Here is a 22220-nt window from a genome sequence, read left to right on the forward strand (position 1 = left end):
TGATTGGTGTTCCGAAAGGCATCGTGCCGCGGAACAGAGAGTTTTGTGTTGTGGCCTCAAGCCCCGTCGCGTGGTGCGCCCGTTGCGACGCAGGTGCATTGCGATATCTTCTTGTCGACGATTCCGCACGTCGTCCACTCGCTCGCATCACGCAGGTATGCTTTTGCCGAAAGATCGGTTTGCGACGCCCCGCAGCGTGTCAAAGGTTGACGAACATGACGGATGGAGGAGGGATTTTACAATCTTCTTACCCCGAAATCTTCTTACCAAACTCACTCCTCCCGGACGCGGTCCACTCACCCCGCTATTCAGGCGAAGATGTAGGCGGTTTCCCTTCCTTGCATTCACGGTAGGATCATCCATTCGCCGCCAACGAGATGGCCGCATTCTTCTCCCCTCATCATTCTGCCCCGTATCGTTCTGCCCCGTATCATTCTGCCATCCCCCGAAACATCCCGAACCGTTCGTCTGCCGCTCCATGTCAACCGAATCTTCCCAACCCTTCAGCTACGACGAATACCCCTACGCCAGTTATCCCTACGCCAGCAGCCACCCACGTAATCTAGCCGCCCTGGCACATCTGTTCGGCATGAAGCCGGCGGACGTTTCGCGATGTCGCGTCTTGGAGATCGGTTGTGCCGCCGGCGGAAACTTGATCCCGATGGCCGCCCGTTACCCCCAGTCACGATTCCTGGGGCTGGATGCATCGAAACGTCAAATCGACGAGGGGATTCCCGCCATCGACGCGCTTTCGCTGGACAACATCACCCTGCGTCACCAGGACATCTTGGAGTTTGATGCCTCCGAAGGCGAGTTCGACTACATCATCTGCCACGGCGTTTATTCCTGGGTGCCGCCAGCCGTTCAAGCAAAGATCCTCTCCGTCTGTCGCCAGCATCTCAGCGAAAGCGGTCTGGCCTACATCAGCTACAACACTTACCCGGGATGGTACCTGCGTCGTGGGGTGCGCGAGATGATGAGCTATCACGCGTCGGGCTTTGACGAAACGCAGACCAAGATCAATCAATCCCGAGCCTTGGTCGACTTTCTCGTGTCCGCCGTCCAGCCGAATCAAGACGCCTATGAAAAACTGTTGCACGAAGAGCTTTCTGTGGTGCGCGGTTCCGAAGACAGTTACATCTACCACGAGCACTTGGAAGACTACAACGAGCCGCTGTTCTTTCACCAATTCGTCTCCCGCACCGAGGCGAATGAGTTGCGGTTCATGTGCGAGGCTCAGTTCGGCAGCATGATCCCCAGCGAATACTCCGAAGAGACTCGGCAGACGTTGTCGAAGATCGCGCCGGGATTGGTTCAGATGGAGCAGTACTTGGATTTTTTGCGGAACCGAAAGTTTCGGCAATCAGTGCTGTGTCATCGTGAAGTCCAGCTCGATCGGGCGATCCAGCCCGAGCGTCTGGAGGGCTTATATGTCAACGCTCCGCTGGCGGAGTTGGACCCGGAGGACACGTCGGCCGAATCGCCTGCCCGGGTTTTTGAACACGCGTCGGGACGCACACTCACCGTCGGCAACGCGGTGCAAGCCGAGGCGTTGCGTCACTTGGCAGCGATCTGGCCCAGCGACATTTCAATCGACGCGTTGACCGAGGTCGCCCGCCAAGCCATCCCCGGCGAGCAGCGTCCGGGAGTCCAGGAATGCAAGAAGGAACTGTATGAAACGTTTTTGGAACTCTACTCCTCCAGCCTCGTCGGGCTTTACGCCACCCCCGCCGGATGCAGTTCGGAAATCGGTACCACACCGGGCACGACGGCGCTGGTTCGCTGGCAAGCGGAGACGGGCAGCCGGGTGACCAACCTGAGGCACGAATCGGTTCATTTGGACGACTTCGAACGCGAGATCGTCAAGCGGATGGATGGCCAAGCGACGATCGACCAGATCACCGCCGACCTGCTCCAGTACGGCGTCGCCCTGCAGTCCGGGGCGCCCGATTCCGAACCGTCCCTGCCCCGGGCAGAGGTTCAGTCCGTCACGCCGACCTCCATCACCCCGACGCACGAGCAACTCCGCGCCGTCGTCGGGCAAAAGCTCCGCCGTTTCGCCCAAACCGGCCTGCTCACCCCGCCGACCGACCCCACGCAGAAATACTCACCAACGGCCAGTTGATTGACTCATTGCGTGAGAATCAACGCAGCGATGCCAGCCCGACGCGTCAGCGAGGGGCACCACGACCGCCGGGACAAACGACAGAAAAAAGGGGGCAGAAAAATGGATCGAAGTGCCGGGGAGCCAGACAAGAAAATGTTGTGCCGGTTTTTAAGACCTGAAACCCGGAAAAAGGTGGATCGGCGGAGTTTTCGGTTAGGTATTTGCAGCGGGCGGGGGTGAGGTTATATTACGCCCTCGATCGGGAACCGTCTGGCACGAGCAAGACGAGGAATCCCGAGCGAAGCAATTTGCGAGAGGCGATCCACACCGGAGCGTCCCCCGCAACCCACATCGGGGCGTGGCTCAGCCTGGTAGAGCGCTACGTTCGGGACGTAGAGGTCGCTAGTTCGAATCTAGTCGCCCCGACTTGTTTTTTACGGCATTTTTGACTCCTAGCCGTCTTTTACGTTGAGCCCCCCGGGGCAAATCCGGGGCAACATTGGACTTGCACTGTAGTTGCATCGCTGGTTTTTCCGGCACCGCGAATCGATATTCGATCGCAGCAACCACAGGAGCTTCTCATGTCTTGGCTCGAACAAGATAAGTCCAAAAACTTCCACGTTCGCTTTCGATTTGGCGGCACCAAATTCCGGCGGTCCCTGAGGACCAAGAGTCGGCCAAAGGCCGAGGATCGGCTGAATCGGCTCGATGAAAATATTCGACTCGTTGAAAGCGGTCGTTTGCAGATGCCGAGCGGAGCCGATGTGGCCACCTTTCTGCTCTCCGACGGCAAGCTGAATGGGTCCGTCCGTTCCCATTCCGGAATGGATCTTGGCACGATGTTCGACCGATTTATGGAGGCCCTTCCAGATGGAGCACTGGAGCAAACGACACTGAGTTGCATCAATACTCATCGCCGCCACTTTGAGCGTATCTTGGGAGCATCGTGCAAAATCGAGCAATTAAGCGTTGCAAGGCTGCAGCACTACGTCAGCAAGCGATCGAAGGAACCGGGGCAGCGAGGAAAGTCAGTCGGTAGGAGCACGATTCGCAAGGAGATTGGAACGCTTGGCATGATTTGGCAATGGGCCAAAGACAACAAGCACATCAAAGGGTCGTTCCCGAGAAAAGGTCTTCGTTTTCCCAAGGAGCAGGAAAAGCCACCATTTCAAACATGGCAGGAGATTGAAAAGCAACTTGAGGTCAATAATCTCGACAAGAATCGGGAGGCGGAACTCTGGGACTGCCTGTTTCTGACGTTGTCAGAGATCGACCAGGTGCTTGAGCACCTCAAGGAATTGGACCGGTATCCGTTCATTTACCCGATGGTTGCCACTGCCGCCTACACAGGGGCTCGACGCAGCGAGCTATTTCGTTCCTTGACTACCGACATCAGTGATTCGTCAATGGTCCTGCGTGAACGAAAGAGGATGCGGGGGAAACGCTCATTTCGACGCGTGCCAATCGCTCCCAAACTGCGAGACATCCTGGACAAATGGTTCGCCGAACATCCCGGTGGCCAATTCACTTTTTGCAAGATTCAGGATGGTCAGCCGGTTGGCCTAAACGCTGATGATGCCAGGGGGTATTTCCGACGCACCTTTGGCAGCGGACCCTGGAAGAACGTTCCTGGGTGGCATTGTTTTCGGCATTCGTTCGTCAGCAACTGTGCCATGCGGGGAGTGGATCAACGCATGATCGATTCCTGGGTGGGGCACCAAACCGACGAGATGAGGCGGCGCTATCGACACTTATTCCCCGACAGTGAGCTAGCCGCAATCCAGACGGTGTTTGCCTGACGAAGTGTAGAGGCTAGGGGAGCAGGTCCTTTGGGCTGACTCCCAGAGCCTTAGCCAGTTTGGCGAGATTGACGATCGCGATGTTGCGTTCTCCTCGCTCCACCCCGCCGATGTAGTTTCGGTGCAAGCTGCTGCGAAATCCCAGTTCCTCCTGGGACCAGCCTCGTTCTTCGCGAAGCTCTCGCACGGAATTTCCAACAATTTCGCGAATATCTTTCTTGGCCATGCTTTACATGACACTTATAAGTGGCAAAAATATCTACACACTATGAGTGTTTATCGCAGGGTCAATTGTTAGGGAGAATCAATTCCGGCGGTCGTTTCCGGTAGTGATACTTGGAGAGCCTCACTGGACCGATTGAAACCCCCAACATCACGAGAACCAAATAGCTGACGTAAATCCAATCCGGAACCGGACGGGGAGTCTCCAGAAACAGAAACAAGCTGAAGAGCAAAATGAACAGGGTTCCAAAAGTTGTCGCAACGACGGTGCTGTTGCCGGTTCTGCCGGCCGGTGTGCGCCCTCGGCTTGGATGTCGCGATTGGAACATCAGCAGGTGCTCGCCCGCAATTTCGTTGATGGCCCGCTCGATTTCATCGATGCGACGCAAGTGGTCCTCTTTGGCACGAGCATGCTGGACGGTCGTACGTGCCAACCACAAGAGAGCTGCCGGCACGATCAGAAGAATGATTGTCTGTGAGTTTTGCGGCAGTGCCAACACGGTTGCCAAGCTTGCTGTGATCAGGCCAGCAAATAGCGGCAACCGTCTGTCCAGGGCGGTAAGTCGAAACAACAGCAAGGAGTTTAGCGATCGGTATTCCTCAAGCAGAATGTCGATCCGGTCCTTCGAATCCAAACAGCTTTCGGGCGTTTTCATGCAAAGGAGCTAACACGAAAGGATTTTAATTCCAACTACAACCCAGAAAATCCGATGTTCCCTCAACATTCTTTCACTGTGCTGAATGATCCGTCTTCCGTGTCGTGCTGGAGTGCCACCCTCAGTCGACTGTTTCAACGTTGTCGCGAGTTGACTGCTCAACTAAACGCCGAGATTCGGGCCGGCAGACTCGCCAAACAAACCTGTATCAAGGGCAATTTGAGCGAGAGCGTATCAGAATCGAAATCGTTTCTACGTGACCTTCTGTCGCTGGATCGCGACTACGACATTGACCTACTCTCGCCATTTGAGGGTGTGGCACAAATCTCAGGTGGTGTGTGGTATGCAGGTCAACTGTTTGGCAAGACGCGAGATGACGCTGTTCTCAAGTTGCATTTTCAGCCAGGTGTGAATGATCTCCCGGTACACTCGCACGATTTCTCAGATCGCGTGATCATCGTGGTTGGCGGAAAGGGGGTATTCAAGGTTGCATGCCAGGCTCATTCGAACCCAAATGACACCGTTATGCGAGACGTCGAGGTTGGGCTTGGAGATGTTTTGGCGTTTTCACGCGGTGTAAAGCACACGTTTCAAACATCGCGGGACGATTTGCAATTGTTCTCCTATCACGCACCGTTCATTCGCCTGGATGACCCCAGGCAGTTCACAATTGATTCCGCGGAAAACCGACTCAAAACGTTGGGTGGCAGCCGAGTTTCGTTTGATTCCGCTGGGGCCGCTCCTTAGAATTGAGGCACCGTATTCCGGCCATCCCCCGGCTTCGTTAAATAAGGGGGAATTCCTTCGTTTCCAATCTCCGTTTCCCTTCGTTTGTTTTTTCGCAGGCGTGCGCTGGTGCCGTTGGTCATCCGCGTTCGTGTGTAGAAGAACCAACGGAGGAACAAGAAATGGACAAACATCGGAAAATAAGGGAATGGCAAAATGCTCAGATTAAGAACTATGAGTTGCGTGCCGCAAAGCGATTGCTCGCTAACGCCGTGGTGTTCTTGGTGGTCTACACCTTGCTCATGACGTTTTCGATTGTCGCCTCCAGCATGCACTAGTTTTTAAATTGGTTTTTTGCCGCGCTCGCCCATTTGGACGAGCGTTTTTTATGCGCTAGGCGTCCACGTCCCTTGGAGCACCCTCGTCGCATTTTTTGCATTCAAGCTCAAAGCCGATCATTGATTCGCGTCCTTGCTTGTTTAATACCCACTCACGGGTAATCAAGGGTGGATCATGCCTGACATGCTGGAAATGCCCACAGTGAAGTTCAGCCACCCAGTGCTTTTCGTCATCTAGGTGGTATCCGCAGATAGGTTGCTTCATTTCTGAGTGGCAATAGCGATGGTGACCATAAGTATTTTCAATTCTTAGCTGCTTGGCTCTGTGCCAAGCGAGACCGCGAACTCTTCAAGAAGCTTGAGTGCCCGCTCTCGGCGTCCAGCTACGAGTTCGTGAAGAATGTCGCTTGCTGAGCATTCGTCAAGGACTGCCCAAAATGGAAGGCACGCCTCGTGTGTCCTACCCGATGGGGCAGATTGTCCGAGCGAACATAAACCAGTGGCATCGATGATTCCGTGAAATTCTCTAAGCATGGATTAGAGGTACCACGTTTTGCATCGTTTAGTAAAGTTCTATCTAACAAAGAACTACAACTTGGATTGCTGGTGGTCTGCCCAGAGTTTCGGACGTTGTTCTTCAAGAATTGTCTTCAAGGCCGTCTCCAGTGCTGGAATTGCTGCAAGATCTTTTTGTCTTCCAGCAGCTTTCTTGCTGTGAATTACCCGAGCAAGGGACAGCACCGGAACGACCACCGAGCCAAGGTCAATTGCAATGGCTCGTTCGTATTCTATCTCGAAGCTCTCCAAGCCTTGGCAGGTAATGACAATGTCAAAAAGCTTAACGCAATCACCGGCAAGTGTTGGTGGATTGTGCCCCATCGGTGGCACGTAGATGCCTCCGATTTTGGATAACACGCTTGGTAGTTTTGGATCCGGAAGTTCGGCAAACCAAAGATCAATGTCCTGTGTTACGAGGGGAACGCCTTGAAGAACCGCTGCAGAGGCACCAACGACCATAAACTTCACATCGGCCGCGACCAGTTCCGCAAGAAAGTTAAGCGTTCCGGATTCACTTAGGAAGTCTGATTCTGCCAAGCTCCAAGGCTCTCCTTAGCCGGTTAATTGGTGGTTCATCCAAGAGGGTCAGGGTGTGCCGAATTGTGTCGCGATCAACATCAGGATGCTTCTGGGCAATTGCATCAACTCGAGCAAGTAGTTTTAAGTGCCGAGTAAGAATCGCCTTCTCGTCAAAGAGCAAGGTACTGGGTGGAAGATCAAGAGTTCCAGCAATTTTCAGGATGCTCTGTGGAACTGCCGATTCTTTGTTGGCAAGAGAGTAGTAGGCATTGGAGCTAACACCGGCCGCGCACAGAAGTTGTTGAAGCGAAATTCCTCGACGGCGACACTCTCGCTTTACCAATTCATGGTCAATTCTCATAAGTTGAGATTACCACGAAATGGTAGAGTTGAGCAAACTAGCCTAGATGAACGTTGTTCTGGATTCGCAAACGAACCTCATCCAGCGCCTGCTCTAAGGCCTGTTCCATCTCGTGGTAATTGCCTTTCTTGTTCGCGCTAACGGTGATCTTCCAGCCATCTTCGGTTAAAAACGTCTGCTTCAATCCGCGTCGCTTGGGGGCAGACTTTCCTTTGCGTTCCCGAACCTTGCCTTGCATTTTCTTTACGGAGGTTGATCCCGTTAGGCTTTCGCCACTGGCCAAGGCAGCTCGACGCTGTTCGTCGTTAGGAAGTTTCGATAGTTCGTATGCAGCCGTCGGCGAAAGGTCACCCGACTCAACTCGATCCTGAATGTCGACTGGAAGCTTTAGAAGCGAAAGAGACCTGGTGATTCGGGAAGGATTGACGCGAATCGCAACGCCTAGCTCTTTTCCAGTCCAGCCATTGAGTTTCATCAACTGTTCGAACGCTTTTGCCTCTTCAATCGCCTTGAGATCCTCACGCAGTAAGTTTTCAATCAACTGCTGCTCCAGGATTTCCGTCTTGCTTAGCTCTTGCTCCTGAAACTGGCAGTTGATGCTGGGAAGACCCGCGGCTTTTGTTGCCCGATAACGGCGTTCACCGGAAATAATGATCCACTTGTCGTGTGCTTCCGACCAGCGCACGTGAATGGGGTGCAACTGCCCCTTGTCCTGGATGCTATTTGCTAGACGCTGAATTTCGTCATCGCTGAATTTGGTGCGAGGCTGATCTGGATCGGGGATAACGCTGTCAATGGCTACTGTTCCAAAGTTACGCAGCGCCCGTCGCCCTACGTCCTTGCTGTTGGGCACCGGGCTCAACTGTGGCTTTTGATCCACGCCGCGAATGCCCATCGACTCATCAAGCTTGTTTCGTATCTTTTCTAACGTATTTCGCGTATTTGCCATCCTAAGCACCCACTATCCGTTTCTTAGATTTCTCCGCAATCCGTGTCACAATCTCTGCTGCAAGGTCACGCGTCCTCTCCGCAGCAGTTGACTTCGCACTGTAGTATTCCACTGGTTGCCGGCAAGCCAGCGAGACCTTAAACGCCGAAGCTTCTGGCACGATCGTGTCCAGCACCATTTCTTTGTAGAGTTCCCTTAATCGCTCTTCGTAAGAGCGGTGAACCAAGAGCCGTCTGTCGTATCGAGTCACCAAGTGCCCAAGTCGACGAATCGTTGGGTTAAGCTTCCTGGCGTTATCAATGGCCTGATGAACTGCGCGCAGCCCTTGTGTTCCAAAGTCTTCGGGAGGGACCGGGATCACCACGTAGTCAGCGGCAACCATCGCATTCCAACTGCACTGATAGAGGTTCGGTGGACAGTCGATGAGGACAACATCATAACCGTCGTTTTGCTCCAGAAATTCTTTCAGAGCGTATTGTGCCAAGCCTGCTTTTTCCGGCTCTGGAATGTTGTGCCGGGCAAGATGTTGGTTGCAGGGGACAATTGAAATGCCATCGAAGTCAGTCTGAAGAATGAGCTGTTGTTGGTCGAGAAAAAAACACTCTTCATCAAACAAAGCTGCAAGCGTTCTGCCAGCTGGCAAGTTCTCGATAACTTCTGACCCAAAAAATCCCTGGCTTAGTGAACCTTGCGGATCAGCGTCGATTAGCAAAACGGAACAGCCCGATGCCGCAAATGCTCCCGCTAGATGAAAGCATGTTGAGCTCTTTCCGCATCCTCCCTTTTGATTGATCATGCATAGCGTGATGCTGGCCATGGTACCTCTTGAAATGGCTTGCAACTTGGCAATTGCATTATGCAATTCTGCGTAAGTTGCCGTAATCACTTTCGATACGCTGGCATAAGCAGGTAAGGGTCGTCAAGCAAATTCTTGGTGCCAGGGAGTATGTACGTGTCGTTTGCGTCGCACTTTGTGCAACTCAAAAGCATGCCGGGTTCGCATCAACGGTTATTCAAGCACGTACCTAGAAACGCAAAAGGAACTTGCAAGGCCAGCCTGTGGCGATTCTGCCTAGACAAGGCAAACGCTCAAGCGTCAACCCCGGACCTCCGTAGGCAACTCCTCTGACGCTGACGAATGAACCTCCTTCTCGGGAGTCGACGCGCTACCACCTGCAGACTGAATTGCATTATGCAATTCCGCGTAAGTTCCTGATTCGCTTCCAATTCTCGGTACATTTAGTCGGAAGGGTCGGCAAAAAACTGGTTTCAAAATCGCCTGCAAGATGCTACTTCCTTTAACTGGATTAAAGTGCATCAGCAGGGGACATGGCTAAACTTAAAAAACAACAACAAAGAACCACCGGCGTCGGTCAGCTCTCACTGGTCGAGCATGCCCTCTGCCCACTCGATTCCCGCAATTCTTTAGTCGAAAATCTTGTCTACGATGCCGAGTATTTCTACAGCTATGGCAAGACTCGAAAAGCTGCCCTAGCTCGCGTGTTCTGTCCACTGGGATTGTCCGCCTCGGATGAACTCTACCTTTGGGGCCTGCTTGCCCTGACAATGCTCCAGCCAGAGCCAGAATCTGAGCTTTTTGCGACACCGCACTGGTTTCTAAGACAACTTGGTGTCATCAATCAAAATAGCAAGCGTGGCGGGCGCCAATACAAGCAGTTTGCGGAAGCGATCAAACGCTTGTCGGCTGTGACCTACTTGAATGACGGATTCTACGATCCTGTGCGTGGAGAGCATCGCCGAGTCAGTTTTCGCTTCTTCAGTTACAGCCTACCAGTCGACCTGAAGTCTTGCCGGGCATGGCGAATCAGCTGGGACCCGATCTTCTTTGAAATGGTCAAGGACTCGGCAGGGCACTTTCGCTTTGACCTAGCCGTCTACCGTGAGTTGGATGCTGCAAGCAGACGGCTGTTTTTGTTTGTCAGCAAAATTCTCTCGCGCAGAACGCGAGTCAACGCATTGCGATTAGAGCATGTCGCGGTGAATCTGCTTGGATTTAGCTCCTCACTCCAAACTCGGGAGATGAAAGCCAAGGTCAGCCGATGCCTCAAGAAGCTCGTAGAGCTGCACGTGCTGGCTGATGTTGAGATATTCAAGACTTCACCTGGTAAGTACTTCGTTCGCCTCTCTCGGGGCCCATACTTTGCTCAGAAGCAAAAGCACAGTTACGCACCGGCCCCGCAAGACTCCCCTCTATTTGAAACTCTGCAGGCAATCGGCTTTGAAGATGCGGCGGCGGCGAGATTGATCAACCGCTTCCCTACCCGCGTTCTGGCTGAATGGGCAGACATTACCCAGGCAGCTCAAGAACGCTTCGGCAATGAGTTTTTTCACAAGAGCCCAATGGCATATTTGGTTGATTCCGTATCTAAGGCGACAGAAGGCAATCGCTCAGCACCTGACTGGTGGCACGAACTGAATCGTTCAGAGCGTCAAAAGCACGAGATGAATGCGGCCAGTGAGAAGTTGTTTTCCCGAATCCGCACCGAGCTCTTCGGTGGTGTTGCCGATTCCCCAAAAGCCCCAGCCAGTAACACCAAAGTGACGCACATTAGTGAGCTATTCAAAGGCTAGGATCTCATCAACCATCCCATGACCGATTCAAAAAGAAAAACAAATCCCTACAAGCAAAATATCTTTGTTTGTACAGGTACTCTTGTACAAGTACTTTGTACACTCACCGACTCCCCTTCCCTAACGGGCAAAATCCCAAGTTACTTCAGTGGGTTATGGAAAACGGTTCTTGATGTGAATCAAAAAAACGTGACGGGACCGACACGCTTTTTGCTGGAACTGCGACGACTGCGACACGTCTTTTGCCATCCAATGTGTGACGATACCGACACCTACTAGGTCGTGTTATCCACAGGCGCTACTCCCCTCGCCTGTGGATAACACGAGACCGATTGTAGTCGTCGCGTTTGTTGCCAACACTCTCAGAATCCAGTTGCCTATTGATCCCCAATGCATACTGTTTAGCATTCCAAGCACACGCTTTGGGCGCCCTGATTTTCCCAGGAACCGTCGAGTGTATTCTTGCTTGCGAATTGCATCCTGTACGGTAATTTTTTCTGCGCGGATTTGGGATCGGATCCCTGATTCCGTGGCTGTTGATTACGTCAAACGCGTTGCTGCAAGTGAGCTGCAAATTCAGCTCTCACGTGGTGACGGGCATGACAGACTTTAGCAGACAGTTGCACTTGGTAAAGCCAAGCTCACCACTTGGCCTAAGAGAGCAGGAGTTAACCACCTGCTACGCAACTGGCCCGTAGAGCCGGATGCATCGAGAGGTGCTTGTCCGGTTCGACGGAGGCTTTGTCGAGTAATCCGTTTTCTTGCTGCCGACATTCGTAAGCCGGCAGATTGTAGAAACGAGTAATCCGACAATTCGATCCGATGCAGTGACATCTTGTCTCAAGGCGTGCGCCTTGGGCGAGGGCGATGCGGAAAAACCTAGCGAGTTACTTCGTAGGTAATTTGTTAGGCCGTCATAAACCGAAGTAGGTGAGGTGTTTTCGATGAAAATGCGTAATCCTGCACAAGGGGTTCGAAGTCTCGGACTTCGTTCAACTTGTCCGGCGTGGGGAGTTTCGAGCCTGGCAACAGGCCGAACCGGAGCGGACTTTCTCCGGAGACCGTGGGCAAATCTCACGGCTGCGAATAGCTCAACCATGAAAGGCCTGCAAAGGCTTGCCGGTGAATCTTGCGAGAGACGGTGCCGAATTGCGAAAGACCTTGGTCGATGGGTAAGGGGATGCTTCTACGTTCGGTCCCCAGAAATCGTCATGAACTGTGTTCATGATGCAAACTGTGCTGGTTTTGGCAAACCAACATACGGCCAACGTTCCTCCCGTTTTGCGCGGGATAGCGACGTGAATCGCAAGGTGGAGGTTATGACTAACGCAGGAAGCTCTGTGGTTGCCGGCTGGTTACCGGTGCCTGGGTATGAGTCATCCAGGTGTTTCAAAAGCCATAGAGTGGGAGTGTGGCCTGAGTAGAAAGTCAGGTGGTTTCTTCGCGGGAGCGGGGATTCGGCTTGAGCGATTTTTCCTGCAAGGCAGTGGGAGGTCGTTGACGTCGCATCAGGTGGTGCTGGCGGCAATGTCACGACGAAAGGGCTGACGGGCAGCATGTAGCTGTTGAAGTTCTGTACGGGCGATCTCGTTTTTGAAATCGCCGGTCCTTGGAAGGGCGCCAAGCGGTCACAGTTGGCTAGTGTGGGAGCACTGGCCAGTTGTGGCGGCGAGCCAACGGCGGTACCTCGGAGTGCGTTTGGACTCCGGCGGTGCCGTCGCAGGTTTTTTGTGTGAGTGGTTCCATGAATTGGCGGGGCACAATTCAATGAATGTAGTTCCGGCAACTGAAATGGAATCCTGCCATGAAGCTCACCATAGTGCTTTGGCTTTGATGCCAGGATGCACTCCGGCGATGCTTTCTTCGCGTACTCGCTGCGTTCTTTGAAAAACTGCGTTTCGGCTTTGCGGGAGCTTGTGCCGATGAATCAGGCTCCCATCTTCTATTCTTGCGAGGAGGTTCGAGTGTGGGCGGGTATCGAGCGGTTGTAACTTCAGTGGATGGATTTGTTCAACAGATAGCATGCTCGTATCTGCGGCATGGCTACTGGTTCTACGTGTTGGGGAGAATCCCGAGGGACAAAGACCCGGCCATCATCGACACCAAGCTTATCGAGAAATACGGAATTGCCATCTCCGAATCCACTCGGGCACGACGCAAAAAATCTGGGTTTGCCAATCTCCAGTACATTCGACACGAATCGTTGTTCGTCATGATGGCGACCAAAGGGAAACACAAGTTCTTTGATGAGGAATCTAAACTCATCCGCGACATCCGGCGTGTGCCCATTCGTTACGCCGGTTACTCGATCAGTTACAGACCCGGCGGTCGAAAGAAAGACGGCAGCCGCGATGACAAATGGCATTCACATGTCGCGATGGAGCGTCGACAATATCTTGAGCTAAAAGCCTGGTTTGCAGAACGTGCCCGCCGAGATTCACCCAAGGCACTTGCATTGGCGTTCTATCGGCTGCCGATTGCTCCGTATGCGCCGATCCGTCGCCAGCTGCTCATGATCCATCGCGAAGTAAATCGTATTAGGAAAAAAGCTGGCAAGCCTCCGCTGCCAACTGAAATCCTTCCCTTGAAACGCAAAATCGTCAAGCCGTTTGGCCGATAAGGAGTGCTGTGTTTACCCAAACTAGCTGTTTGCATTTCGGCAAGCGATCTTCAATGAGCGACTGCAAATCTCGCCGCTGTCAGTGTGCGTGGCCGCTAGGATGGTCGTGATGATCCTTAGGCTTTGAATTGTGATCAGAGTCTCCGTGTTTATGACCTGATCCAAGTGATTCCCTGAGTATTGTTTTCTGTTGGTCCGAGAGGTCGGGTAGGCTGCGCACAAAGCTGACGATTTTCCAGATGTCATCATCAGTATGTGTTGGACCAAGTGCTGGCATTCCGGTCATGCGAAAGCCGTTCTTGATGATCCAAAACAGTTCAGCATCGCTGCGTTGGCCGAGCGATTTTGTCAGATTTGGTGCTGGAGGATTGAGACCCTTGGCGAATTCTTTTGGTGAAACACCAGGAGCGCCATGACATGCAAGGCATGTATCGGAGTAGTGATGAAAGCCAGAAGCAGTGGCTTGCGCATCACCAGCAAAAGGGTTGGACATCTTGGGGACTCTCCATGCCATTGAGCGATCGATCGCAAACTTGGCCATGGCGACCTCAGCTTCACTGGGGGGCGTTGTAGCGGCAAAATTGATAACACCAGCGGAGATCACCAGTAGGGGAAGGGCAATCGAGATCAAAACACCGAGTAGTAATCCAGCCAAGTAACGTTTCATGTAGCTCCAAAGCAAAGTTTTTCTGCTTAACCGTATCATGCCCTGTTACCGTCAGCCAGAGAACGGTTTGCTGACTAATTCGCTCCGAAATCTCATCGGCTGTTCGTGCGAAAAAAACGCAAAGCACCAGCGTTTCGTCTAAGCAAACCGTTCGCTCAGCCCTTGGCTTTTCGGTGTAAACGGCATACCGTATAGGGGTATCCGCTGTAGGATTAGCATCAGAGCTTTAGAAGAGCCATGAGCCAGATCATAGGGTGATAAAATGAGAAAAACGGACACTCAAACAATTGACCCCGTCTGCGGAATGGCGGTCGATTCGGAATCAGCGCGGTCGTCTAGCCACCAGGGCGAGAGATTCTTCTTTTGCAGCGAATCCTGCCAGCAGAAGTTTGACGATGATCCATCTGCGGTGCTCTCGAAAGCTGCCCGGAGGGAATCGAAGCCGCACGAGGTTGCTCATAGCGAACATAGCTGCTGTTCGCACGAAGAAAAGGAGTCCGACGCTAAGAAGGCCGCCAGCGATCCGACAGCCATCTACACCTGTCCGATGCACACCGAAATAGAGCAGGTTGGTCCGGGGGACTGTCCCATCTGTGGCATGGACCTTGAACCGAAGTTCGTCGACCTATCGGATGAAGGTGACGAGCAACAGTACCGGGACATGAAACGTCGGTTCTGGGTCGGAGTGGTCTTGTCAATGCCTTTGCTGGTACTGGCGATGGGACCAATGGTTGGCTTGAATCTCGCTGAAGCGATGTCTGATCGGGTTTTCGGTTGGACGCAGCTCGCATTGGCAACTCCGGTCGTGTTCTGGTGTGGATGGCCGCTGCTGGTGCGCGGAGTGAGGTCGTTTCGTACGATGAACCTCAATATGTTCTCGTTGATTGCAGTGGGAACGTTGGCTGCGTTTCTGTTCAGCCTGTTCGTTGTGCTGTTTCCGGCGATGATACCCGAAGCGTTCTTCGAGAACGGGAAACCGCCGCTGTATTTTGAGGCTGCGGCGGTGATCATCACGCTGGTGTTGTTGGGACAGGTATTGGAACTGCGTGCTCGGCAGCAGACTGGCGGGGCAATTCGCGAACTCATGCAACTTGCACCCGAGACGGCTCATCGCATCACGGACGATGGCGAAGAGGAGGTTGCCCTTGGGGACGTGCATCAAGGCGACAGGCTTCGCGTGCGTCCGGGCGAGAAGGTACCGGTGGACGGACGGGTTGTCAGCGGTAGTAGCAGTGTCGACGAGTCTATGCTGACGGGTGAGCCAATTCCCGTGAAGAAGGGTGAGGGTGACGAGATCACGGGCGGCACGCTGAACCAGACCGGTGCGTTGGTTATGGAAGCGGTAGGCGTTGGCGGCGATACCGTGCTTCATCGCATTGTGCAAATGGTTGCGGAGGCTCAACGAAGTCGTGCCCCAATTCAAAAACTGGTTGATGTTGTTTCACGATACTTTGTGCCGGCGGTCATTGTCTGTTCTATAGTTGCCTTCATTGGTTGGGCTATGTTTGGCCCGGAGCCTCGCTTGGCTCATGCCTTTGTCGCGGCGGTGGCTGTTTTGATTATCGCTTGCCCTTGTGCTCTGGGCTTGGCCACACCAATGTCGGTGATGGTTGGCGTTGGACGCGGTGCGAAAGAAGGTGTTTTGATCAAAAACGCTGAAGTGTTGGAAGTGATGGAGAACGTAGACACGGTAGTCGTCGATAAGACTGGAACTCTCACACAGGGTCGCCCTGAGTTAACGGAGATCAAGCCCATTGGGGACTGGAGCGAGGACGACGTGCTGATGCTGGCTGCCGCCGTAGAAGCACAGAGCGAACATCCGTTGGCCCAAGCCGTCGTTCGGCGAGCGAAAAACGACGAGTTGCCGGTTGCTGATGCAACTGATTTCAGCAGCATTACCGGTGGCGGAGTTAGCGCGAACGTTGATAGGCACGAAGTCTTAATCGGGAAAGCTGACTTGCTTGACAACGAATCGATTACTGGTGTTGATGTAGGGCGGGAGCAAGCAACACAGCGTCAATCCGAAGGGGCGACTGTGATTTTTGTTGCCGTTGACGGAAAATTGGCCGCTATCATGGCGATCACTGACCCCATCAAAGAAAGCACGCCTGCAGCTCTGAAAACACTGCATGAACTTGGTTTGAAGGTTGTCATGCTGACCGGTGACGCACAACCGACCGCGAAAGCTGTCGCCGAAAAACTTGGGATCGATGAATTTCACGCCGGTGTTTCACCACAAGACAAACACAACTTTGTGAAACGTCTAAAAGAAGAGGGAAAGGTGGTCGCCATGGCCGGTGATGGAATCAATGACGCCCCAGCCTTGGCGGAATCGAATGTTGGTATTGCTATGGGAACGGGAACCGGAGTTGCGATCGAGTCAGCTGGAATAACGCTGGTCGGCGGTGATCTACGAGGAGTTGCCGCGGCAAACAACCTGAGCCGCAAGACAATGAGTAACATTCGCCAAAACCTTTTCTTCGCCTTCATCTATAACGCGCTGGGCGTTCCGGTGGCAGCTGGGCTGCTGTATCCATTCTCCGGCGTCCTGCTCAGTCCGATGCTTGCTGCTGCTGCGATGAGTTTTAGCAGTGTGTCAGTCATCGCCAATGCACTTCGTTTGCGAGCTGCCAAGTTGGTGTAGCGGACCAGATTTGTTACCAACTTCCCTGCCCGCATTACCGTTCAAGAACGAACAATTTTGCTAAACCGAGCGAAATCCTCTATACCCAAGGAGGGTATCCGGCGAATTAAGTCGTAGGGGATTTCATGGACGAATACCTGAGATCGCAAAGAGACATGCAGAAATGTCGCTTCGCGGCAGTCTCGGGCAGTTGGTCGGCAGACCGCCGGTCGAACTCCCGCAGGTCGCTGGTTTCAACACGCCCGGCTACCCGCAAAAGATGATGGGGATGTCGATGAGCGAAGACGAGATAAAGATTTACTGGAACCGAGGCGAAGTACAGGGAATGCGTTCGAACTACCTGATGGCGGTGAAGGTGCTGATGACCGTTACGCGGGTGCTTCCGGATGATCCCTACCATTTGGTCATGGAAACTGACTAGCCGGTTAAAAAAGGAGCTGTGTTTTCGGAAATCGTCCGGCGGTTCGGTGATCCGGACCACTACGAGCCAGCACCGAAGCACTCGATGATGAACATGAAGAGCTAATCCTGTCCTCAATCGCAAGAATACGCTAGTATTTGACGTTCGCTGAACGCTACCTGTGTGTCATGGTTGTAAAGCGAAACACGAGGAAAACGGTGTCACCGGTAGGGAACATGCTGAAGTCCGATGAAAAGAAGAAGGTGCTGAACCGCATCAAGCGTATCAGCGGCCAAGTTGAGGCGGTCGGTCGGATGATTGACGACGAGGAATACTGCGTTGATGTCTTGATGCAGATTTCAGCAGCGACTGGCGCATTGGCCAAAGTCGGACAAATTGTACTGGAAAATCATCTAAAAACCTGCGTCATGGAAGCTATGAAGAATGACGACAATGCAGACCGCGATCAGAAGCTTGAAGAGCTGATCAAGCTTTTTCGCAAGTACGCCGGTGTGATTGATTGAGCGGCTTCGGAACTTTGTTGTGTACGATTGTCGGGCTGCTACTGACATCGACCAGTATCTTTGAAACTTGGATGGCCGTGCTGTATCCGCGTGCGGTGTCCGGGCCAATCACGGCGTTGACCTACCGCATTTATCACCACATATCGCGGCGTATTCTTGGCCCGAAAAGTAGGCTGCTCCTGTTGAGCGGACCGGTGTTGATTGTGACTCAAGCCACAGTCTGGGCCACACTTCTGCTGCTTGGTGTCACTCTGATTGTTTGGCCACAATTGGGGGTCGGCATTGTCGGATCCAATGCCTCGCCAACGGAAACAGGCTTTGTCACGGCGATATACTACGCAGGATTCTCGGTGACGACGCTGGGCGTCGGCGACCTAGTTCCCAAGACCGCGTTTGCTCGAATGGTGACGATCACCTCAGCAGCCATTGGCTTCAGCTTTTTTACGCTGGTTTTGGCGTACATCATTTCGGTCTATAGCGCCCTTGGTAGACGCAATCAATTCGCGTCGGAGATCGACTACCGCACCGGAAGAACCGGGGACACGCTGGCGTATTTGCAGCTCCATCTCGCCAGTGATGATCGGGCACTGCTTAACCAAGACCTGTGCGACCTGGCATCCAAACTGGCCGACCTTCTTGAATCGCATCATTTCTATCCGGCACTGCACTACTTTCGTTTCAGCGAGCCAAGATACGCGATGAGTCGCATGCTGCGATTCTGTTTGGAAACGGCATCGCTCTTACATGCAATCAGTGAAGTGCAAGCCAATCGGTCGCCGGTAAATTCTGAAGCGACAGAACGACTCTGGCACGCGAGTCTGCAAATGCTGGAGGATGCCAAGAAGCACTTCGTGATCTGCCGAGTTTCTCGTGATGAAGTAGACCTGTCTCTGGCCAGACGATTTTCGGATCAGGTTCGTTCGATTGTTTCCTATCAATCGACGCTTGATCCGGACACTTTTGCCTCCGCCTACTCGTCCAGTTGCCACAAATGGTCCAACGATCTGGCCTCTCTGGAGCAATGCACCATGACTTCTCCGCATTGCCACCACAATTCCGACTGAAATTCTTGGCAAGACGAAGAAACGGAAGTCTCGTGCATCAAACGGTGTGGAACCATGTGCCATGAGATCAGGAGAGTCGGTTTTTGATGAGTCTCGAATTCTGGAAGCGATTACCAATTCGTCGGCAGTTGATGTTGGCTGTCAACGGACTGCTGCTGATGGTCGTCGTCCTGTTTCTGATCGTCGGCCACGGGTTACGAATCCGTGATGCGAAACAGGAAAAGCGAATCGCGTTGGTCGAAGAAGCTAAGACGATTTACGAGTCAGTGGATGCAATCGCCAATCGAGGCAATGAATCGATTCAGCAATTGATTGACGACGTTTGCGCTCGAATGAATACGACCGAATCGCCGGGGCATCACATTGCCGTCGAGTGGCAGGGAAGTTCAATGCAGGCTAAGTCTCATGGCCGAGCTTCGCACGACATGTTTCAAGCTATGCGGGCGGCATCCCGAGGAGGCAGTGGCCAGCCATCCGATTCACATGCACTGGTCGTCGCGAAATTTGAGGGGCCTCTTGGCACGATCTATATCTCTGAGGCAGAAGAGTCGGTGCTGCGGAATGCTCGTCATGAACTGCTTCGCCAAATTGTTGCCGTGCTTCTTGCTGGTGCGTTGGCTGGCTTGATGGTCAATCTTGTCCTGAGGCGGGTCGTGACCAAACCACTGCGGCGACTGGTCACAACTCTGGGGCGCATTGGTGACGGTGATCTGGACCCTAAAGCGGAAGAACGCAGTTGTGAAGAACTGAGTTACCTCTCGGAACAGGTCAATGCGATGACCAAGAAGCTGGCGGCGGCAGACCGAGACCGACGTCTTCACATGAAGAAGGCCCGTGACATTCAGCAGAATCTACGTCCGACCAATGGAAAGGTAAGAGGCATCGACACTGCTGAGTTGTTTGAACCGGCAGACGATGTTGGAGGCGATTACTACGACGTGATACCGCTGGGCGAATATCAGTGTTTATTGTGTCTTGCCGATGTGTCCGGCCACGGAGTACCGGCGGCAATGGCTGCGACAGTCATCAAAGCCCTGGTCTTGGAGGCCGTTGAGGTAACGAACAGTCCAGCAGAGATTCTCAACCGCATCAATCGCCGATACGCGGAGATCATCATAGAGGGGCATTTCGCCACGATGGTGGTCGTATTAGTCGACCGCCAAAAGATGACGCTCACTTGTTCCAACGCAGGACACGAGCATCCTTTTATTCAGGAGTCGGGGAAGACTGTGCATCGACTCCAAGCTAGCGATCTCTTGTTGGGTGTCGATGAGAGCGTGACTTACGCGGAGGAAACTGTTCCTGTTGCAAGTGGAACAAGAATTGTACTGGTGTCTGACGGAGTGACAGAGATGTTTGATCAAGATGAGACCCAGTTTGGTACTGAGCGGGTTCGGCAAGTTATGGAAAACTCGTCCGCAACCGATGTCCGACAGCTCGTCGACGACTTCTCCAAGGCGCTCGCCAGATTTCGTCAATCTCGACCACCTTTTGATGATACGACGTTACTTGCTGCAGAATTGACCAGCATGTGAGGTGCCATCATCCGGCAATCCCGTGAAGAATTCAGCAATGAGCCGTTCTTCGTATCGCTGAGAGGAGGCCCCGGCGATGCTGCAAACAACTTTCCGCATGGACACTAGTGGCAACAGCTTGCGGACCCACTGTTTGTGCTGCGTGAGACCGGCGGGTTAGCAGCGTAGTTTGATTCCGGAACAGATTTCGACTGGAATCCATTCGGGTCGGTCTCTACGTCGTCGTACTGAACCCTTTCAACCGCCTGTTTTAAGTAAGCGTCCTTTGCTTGTTGACTCACAGCTTGCTGTTTTCGCCATGGAGGTGATGAGCAGCCATTTGCACTGAGAAGGGAAACTGCGATGAGAACGAACCCGATGTGGAGTGATTGAACTGACATGACTGACATCCTTGTCGTTGGTCGTGTAAAAAAGGGCAGGGACGGCGTGCTGCTTTATCACGCCCGAAAGCTTGAGTCCACAGGACACCGCCCCCGCAAAACGTTCGACGGGCGAACCCGCCGTATTTCGTTACCTGATGATTGGTGCATTGACTCCTTGCTGAGCAAGAACCGCAAGGTACTTCTGAGGCTCCGCTGCGATCTTCTTGGCACAACCGGGGCAACAGATGTAGACAGCCTTTCCGTTGGCGTTGACTTTGTAAGGTCCTCCCATCGCATCGAGAGGTTCGTCCATCACCGGGCACTTCTTTTGTGCAGCGACAAACGGAGCGTCCGCCGATGTGACTGCGAATACACCGGGTCGCACCTGATTTGTTCCTGCCGGAACAACAGCCGCTGTGTTCTGCGTTTGCAAAGCAGGTGGGTTCACGCCTTGTCGAGCCAGCACGTCGAGATATTTTTGTGGCTCGGCGGCGATCTTCTTTGCACAACCGGGGCAGCAAATGTAGATCGCTTTACCGTTGGCGTTCACCCGGTACGGTCCGCCCATCGCGTTGAGTGGTTCGTCCATCACGGGACACTTCTTCTGTGCAGCGACAAACGGAGCGTCGGCGGCAGTGACTTTGAAGACGCCGGGCCGAGCTTGTTCACCAGCAGCCGCAATCGAATTGCTTCGAGGTTGGTTGCCGTAAACCATCGCCAAGTATTTGGCGGGTTCCGCTTGAACCTTCTTGATGCAACCTTTGCAGCACAAGTAGATCGGCTTGTCTCCGACCATGACTTTGATTGGCGTCCCCATGCCCCCGAGTGGTTCATCCATCACGGGGCAAACTTTCTGAGCGGCGATCGCAGCGGCGTCGGCGGCTGTCGAGGTTGCGACCGTTATCTGTGGTCGGCCCGCCGCGTATTTGGCTGGGTCGGATTTGATGGCGTTCACACAGCCACCGCAACAGGCATAAACCGTTTGTCCATTCACATCGACGGCAACGGGCTGTCCCATGCTGCCGAGCGGCTTGCCACTAACCGGGCAGATTTTCTGCCGTGCAATCGCAGCGGCGGCAAGCTGATGCTGGCTGGCCGGGATCGTGGCTACCTCTTGAAGCGTAAGCGGGCGACTGCCCATGCCCGGCAGTCCGACAAGTTGCATTTCAACTTCGATTTGCTGTCCGGCGATTTGTGAAAGGTTGACGGGAGCTGTCAGTGCTCCTTTTCCGTCAGGCAACAGGTCGTAGCGATAGCGTTTGGCGTTCCCTTCGACTCGCAGCGATGCCGCACCGCGACCTTGTTCAACGGAAATTCTCTGACCGCTGCGGTCGAAGACGAACATCTTGATACCGCCTTGCGAAACGAGCGTCTCGAATTGCAGGCCACTAGCCTGCTTCATTGTGCCACCGTTGGGGCCACGCTGTGGAGCTGATGCCTGATGCGGCATCGCGTGCTTGTGACCGTGGGCTTCGTGGTGAGTTTGTGCATGGGCTGTGAAAGGGGCAGCGGCAATCAGCATCCCTGCCAGTACAAGCTGTGTGATCGAGTGAGTTTTCATCCTTGTTCTCCCGGTA

At 53.4% G+C, this 22220-nt stretch carries 19 protein-coding genes and 1 tRNA gene; 12 read left to right on the forward strand and 8 right to left on the reverse strand.

Annotated elements, in window-relative coordinates:
* Nucleotides 1-478 precede the first annotated feature (478 nt).
* The 3 genes from Mal15_RS26690 to Mal15_RS26700 all read left to right on the forward strand — a co-directional run bounded on the left by Mal15_RS26690 (nt 479) and on the right by Mal15_RS26700 (nt 3906).
* Complete coding sequence (locus Mal15_RS26690) at nt 479-2125, forward strand: methyltransferase regulatory domain-containing protein (RefSeq protein ID WP_167547071.1); 1647 nt, start codon at nt 479-481, stop codon at nt 2123-2125.
* A 334-nt stretch (nt 2126-2459) separates the two neighbouring features.
* Nucleotides 2460-2533: transfer RNA gene (locus Mal15_RS26695), tRNA-Pro, on the forward strand.
* 398 nt (nt 2534-2931) lie between these two features.
* Nucleotides 2932-3906 (forward strand): tyrosine-type recombinase/integrase, encoded by a 975-nt coding sequence (locus Mal15_RS26700; RefSeq protein WP_167547072.1) that lies wholly within the window; start codon nt 2932-2934, stop codon nt 3904-3906.
* 13 nt (nt 3907-3919) lie between these two features.
* Here the strand turns inward: Mal15_RS26700 and Mal15_RS26705 are convergent, their stop codons facing one another.
* Together Mal15_RS26705 and Mal15_RS26710 are read right to left on the reverse strand one after the other, a co-directional pair.
* A complete protein-coding gene (locus tag Mal15_RS26705) occupies nt 3920-4132 on the reverse strand; it encodes a helix-turn-helix domain-containing protein (protein WP_147870552.1) in 213 nt (70 codons plus the stop codon).
* Nucleotides 4133-4193: 61 nt separating this feature from the next.
* Nucleotides 4194-4706, reverse strand: coding sequence for a hypothetical protein (locus Mal15_RS26710; RefSeq protein WP_147870553.1), 513 nt, complete (start codon nt 4704-4706; stop codon nt 4194-4196).
* Between the two features lie 132 nt (nt 4707-4838).
* On the opposite strand from Mal15_RS26710, the gene Mal15_RS26715 reads away from it, so the two are divergent.
* Nucleotides 4839-5531, forward strand: coding sequence for a cupin domain-containing protein (locus Mal15_RS26715; RefSeq protein WP_147870554.1), 693 nt, complete (start codon nt 4839-4841; stop codon nt 5529-5531).
* Between the two features lie 161 nt (nt 5532-5692).
* The gene (locus Mal15_RS34260; protein WP_167547073.1) at nt 5693-5848 is read left to right on the forward strand and encodes a hypothetical protein; all 156 of its coding nucleotides are present in this window, start codon (nt 5693-5695) and stop codon (nt 5846-5848) included.
* 55 nt (nt 5849-5903) lie between these two features.
* On the opposite strand, the gene Mal15_RS26720 is transcribed toward Mal15_RS34260, so the two are convergent.
* The 4 genes from Mal15_RS26720 to Mal15_RS26735 form a co-directional block, all read right to left on the reverse strand.
* Nucleotides 5904-6113, reverse strand: coding sequence for a DUF3565 domain-containing protein (locus tag Mal15_RS26720; RefSeq protein WP_147870555.1), 210 nt, complete (start codon nt 6111-6113; stop codon nt 5904-5906).
* 323 nt (nt 6114-6436) lie between these two features.
* On the reverse strand, nt 6437-6943 hold the full coding sequence (locus Mal15_RS26725; RefSeq protein WP_147870556.1) for a hypothetical protein: 507 nt from the start codon (nt 6941-6943) through the stop codon (nt 6437-6439).
* Nucleotides 6944-7323: 380 nt separating this feature from the next.
* Entirely contained in the window at nt 7324-8235 is a 912-nt protein-coding gene (locus tag Mal15_RS26730; RefSeq protein ID WP_147870557.1) for a ParB/RepB/Spo0J family partition protein, read from the reverse strand.
* A 1-nt stretch (nt 8236) separates the two neighbouring features.
* Nucleotides 8237-9121, reverse strand: coding sequence for a ParA family protein (locus Mal15_RS26735; protein ID WP_147870558.1), 885 nt, complete (start codon nt 9119-9121; stop codon nt 8237-8239).
* Nucleotides 9122-9564: 443 nt separating this feature from the next.
* On the opposite strand from Mal15_RS26735, the gene Mal15_RS26740 reads away from it, so the two are divergent.
* Both Mal15_RS26740 and Mal15_RS26745 read left to right on the forward strand, forming a co-directional pair.
* Complete coding sequence (locus tag Mal15_RS26740) at nt 9565-10827, forward strand: hypothetical protein (protein WP_147870559.1); 1263 nt, start codon at nt 9565-9567, stop codon at nt 10825-10827.
* A gap of 1996 nt (nt 10828-12823) precedes the next feature.
* The gene (locus Mal15_RS26745) at nt 12824-13447 is read left to right on the forward strand and encodes a hypothetical protein (protein ID WP_147870560.1); all 624 of its coding nucleotides are present in this window, start codon (nt 12824-12826) and stop codon (nt 13445-13447) included.
* A 79-nt stretch (nt 13448-13526) separates the two neighbouring features.
* Here the strand turns inward: Mal15_RS26745 and Mal15_RS26750 are convergent, their stop codons facing one another.
* Nucleotides 13527-14114 (reverse strand): c-type cytochrome, encoded by a 588-nt coding sequence (locus Mal15_RS26750; protein ID WP_167547075.1) that lies wholly within the window; start codon nt 14112-14114, stop codon nt 13527-13529.
* Nucleotides 14115-14376: 262 nt separating this feature from the next.
* Between Mal15_RS26750 and Mal15_RS26755 the strand changes: the two genes are divergently transcribed.
* From Mal15_RS26755 to Mal15_RS26775, 5 genes are all read left to right on the forward strand, one after another.
* Entirely contained in the window at nt 14377-16758 is a 2382-nt protein-coding gene (locus tag Mal15_RS26755; protein WP_147870562.1) for a heavy metal translocating P-type ATPase, read from the forward strand.
* Nucleotides 16759-16921: 163 nt separating this feature from the next.
* Nucleotides 16922-17179: a hypothetical protein gene (locus Mal15_RS34760; protein ID WP_233903044.1), complete on the forward strand. Its 258-nt coding sequence runs from the start codon at nt 16922-16924 to the stop codon at nt 17177-17179.
* A 215-nt stretch (nt 17180-17394) separates the two neighbouring features.
* The gene (locus tag Mal15_RS26765; RefSeq protein ID WP_147870563.1) at nt 17395-17682 is read left to right on the forward strand and encodes a metal-sensitive transcriptional regulator; all 288 of its coding nucleotides are present in this window, start codon (nt 17395-17397) and stop codon (nt 17680-17682) included.
* 71 nt (nt 17683-17753) lie between these two features.
* On the forward strand, nt 17754-18746 hold the full coding sequence (locus Mal15_RS26770; protein WP_147870564.1) for a potassium channel family protein: 993 nt from the start codon (nt 17754-17756) through the stop codon (nt 18744-18746).
* A gap of 86 nt (nt 18747-18832) precedes the next feature.
* Entirely contained in the window at nt 18833-20281 is a 1449-nt protein-coding gene (locus tag Mal15_RS26775) for a PP2C family protein-serine/threonine phosphatase (protein WP_147870565.1), read from the forward strand.
* Nucleotides 20282-20791: 510 nt separating this feature from the next.
* Here the strand turns inward: Mal15_RS26775 and Mal15_RS34765 are convergent.
* Complete coding sequence (locus Mal15_RS34765; RefSeq protein ID WP_233903045.1) at nt 20792-22204, reverse strand: hypothetical protein; 1413 nt, start codon at nt 22202-22204, stop codon at nt 20792-20794.
* Between the last annotated feature and the right edge of the window lie 16 nt (nt 22205-22220).

Origin of the sequence: Stieleria maiorica (assembly GCF_008035925.1) — a bacterium.
GTDB classification, from domain to species: Bacteria; Planctomycetota; Planctomycetia; order Pirellulales; family Pirellulaceae; genus Stieleria; species Stieleria maiorica.

Coding starts and splice junctions, on each gene's coding strand:
- Mal15_RS26690 (WP_167547071.1), top strand. CDS start 479: ATGTCAACCGAATCTTCCCAACCCTTCAGCTACGACGAATACCCCTAC.
- Mal15_RS26700 (WP_167547072.1), top strand. CDS start 2,932: ATGGATCTTGGCACGATGTTCGACCGATTTATGGAGGCCCTTCCAGAT.
- Mal15_RS26705 (WP_147870552.1), bottom strand. CDS start 4,132: ATGGCCAAGAAAGATATTCGCGAAATTGTTGGAAATTCCGTGCGAGAG.
- Mal15_RS26715 (WP_147870554.1), top strand. CDS start 4,839: ATGTTCCCTCAACATTCTTTCACTGTGCTGAATGATCCGTCTTCCGTG.
- Mal15_RS34260 (WP_167547073.1), top strand. CDS start 5,693: ATGGACAAACATCGGAAAATAAGGGAATGGCAAAATGCTCAGATTAAG.
- Mal15_RS26720 (WP_147870555.1), bottom strand. CDS start 6,113: ATGAAGCAACCTATCTGCGGATACCACCTAGATGACGAAAAGCACTGG.
- Mal15_RS26730 (WP_147870557.1), bottom strand. CDS start 8,235: ATGGCAAATACGCGAAATACGTTAGAAAAGATACGAAACAAGCTTGAT.
- Mal15_RS26740 (WP_147870559.1), top strand. CDS start 9,565: ATGGCTAAACTTAAAAAACAACAACAAAGAACCACCGGCGTCGGTCAG.
- Mal15_RS26750 (WP_167547075.1), bottom strand. CDS start 14,114: ATGAAACGTTACTTGGCTGGATTACTACTCGGTGTTTTGATCTCGATT.
- Mal15_RS26755 (WP_147870562.1), top strand. CDS start 14,377: ATGAGAAAAACGGACACTCAAACAATTGACCCCGTCTGCGGAATGGCG.
- Mal15_RS34760 (WP_233903044.1), top strand. CDS start 16,922: ATGTCGCTTCGCGGCAGTCTCGGGCAGTTGGTCGGCAGACCGCCGGTC.
- Mal15_RS26765 (WP_147870563.1), top strand. CDS start 17,395: ATGCTGAAGTCCGATGAAAAGAAGAAGGTGCTGAACCGCATCAAGCGT.
- Mal15_RS26770 (WP_147870564.1), top strand. CDS start 17,754: ATGGCCGTGCTGTATCCGCGTGCGGTGTCCGGGCCAATCACGGCGTTG.
- Mal15_RS26775 (WP_147870565.1), top strand. CDS start 18,833: ATGAGTCTCGAATTCTGGAAGCGATTACCAATTCGTCGGCAGTTGATG.
- Mal15_RS34765 (WP_233903045.1), bottom strand. CDS start 22,204: ATGAAAACTCACTCGATCACACAGCTTGTACTGGCAGGGATGCTGATT.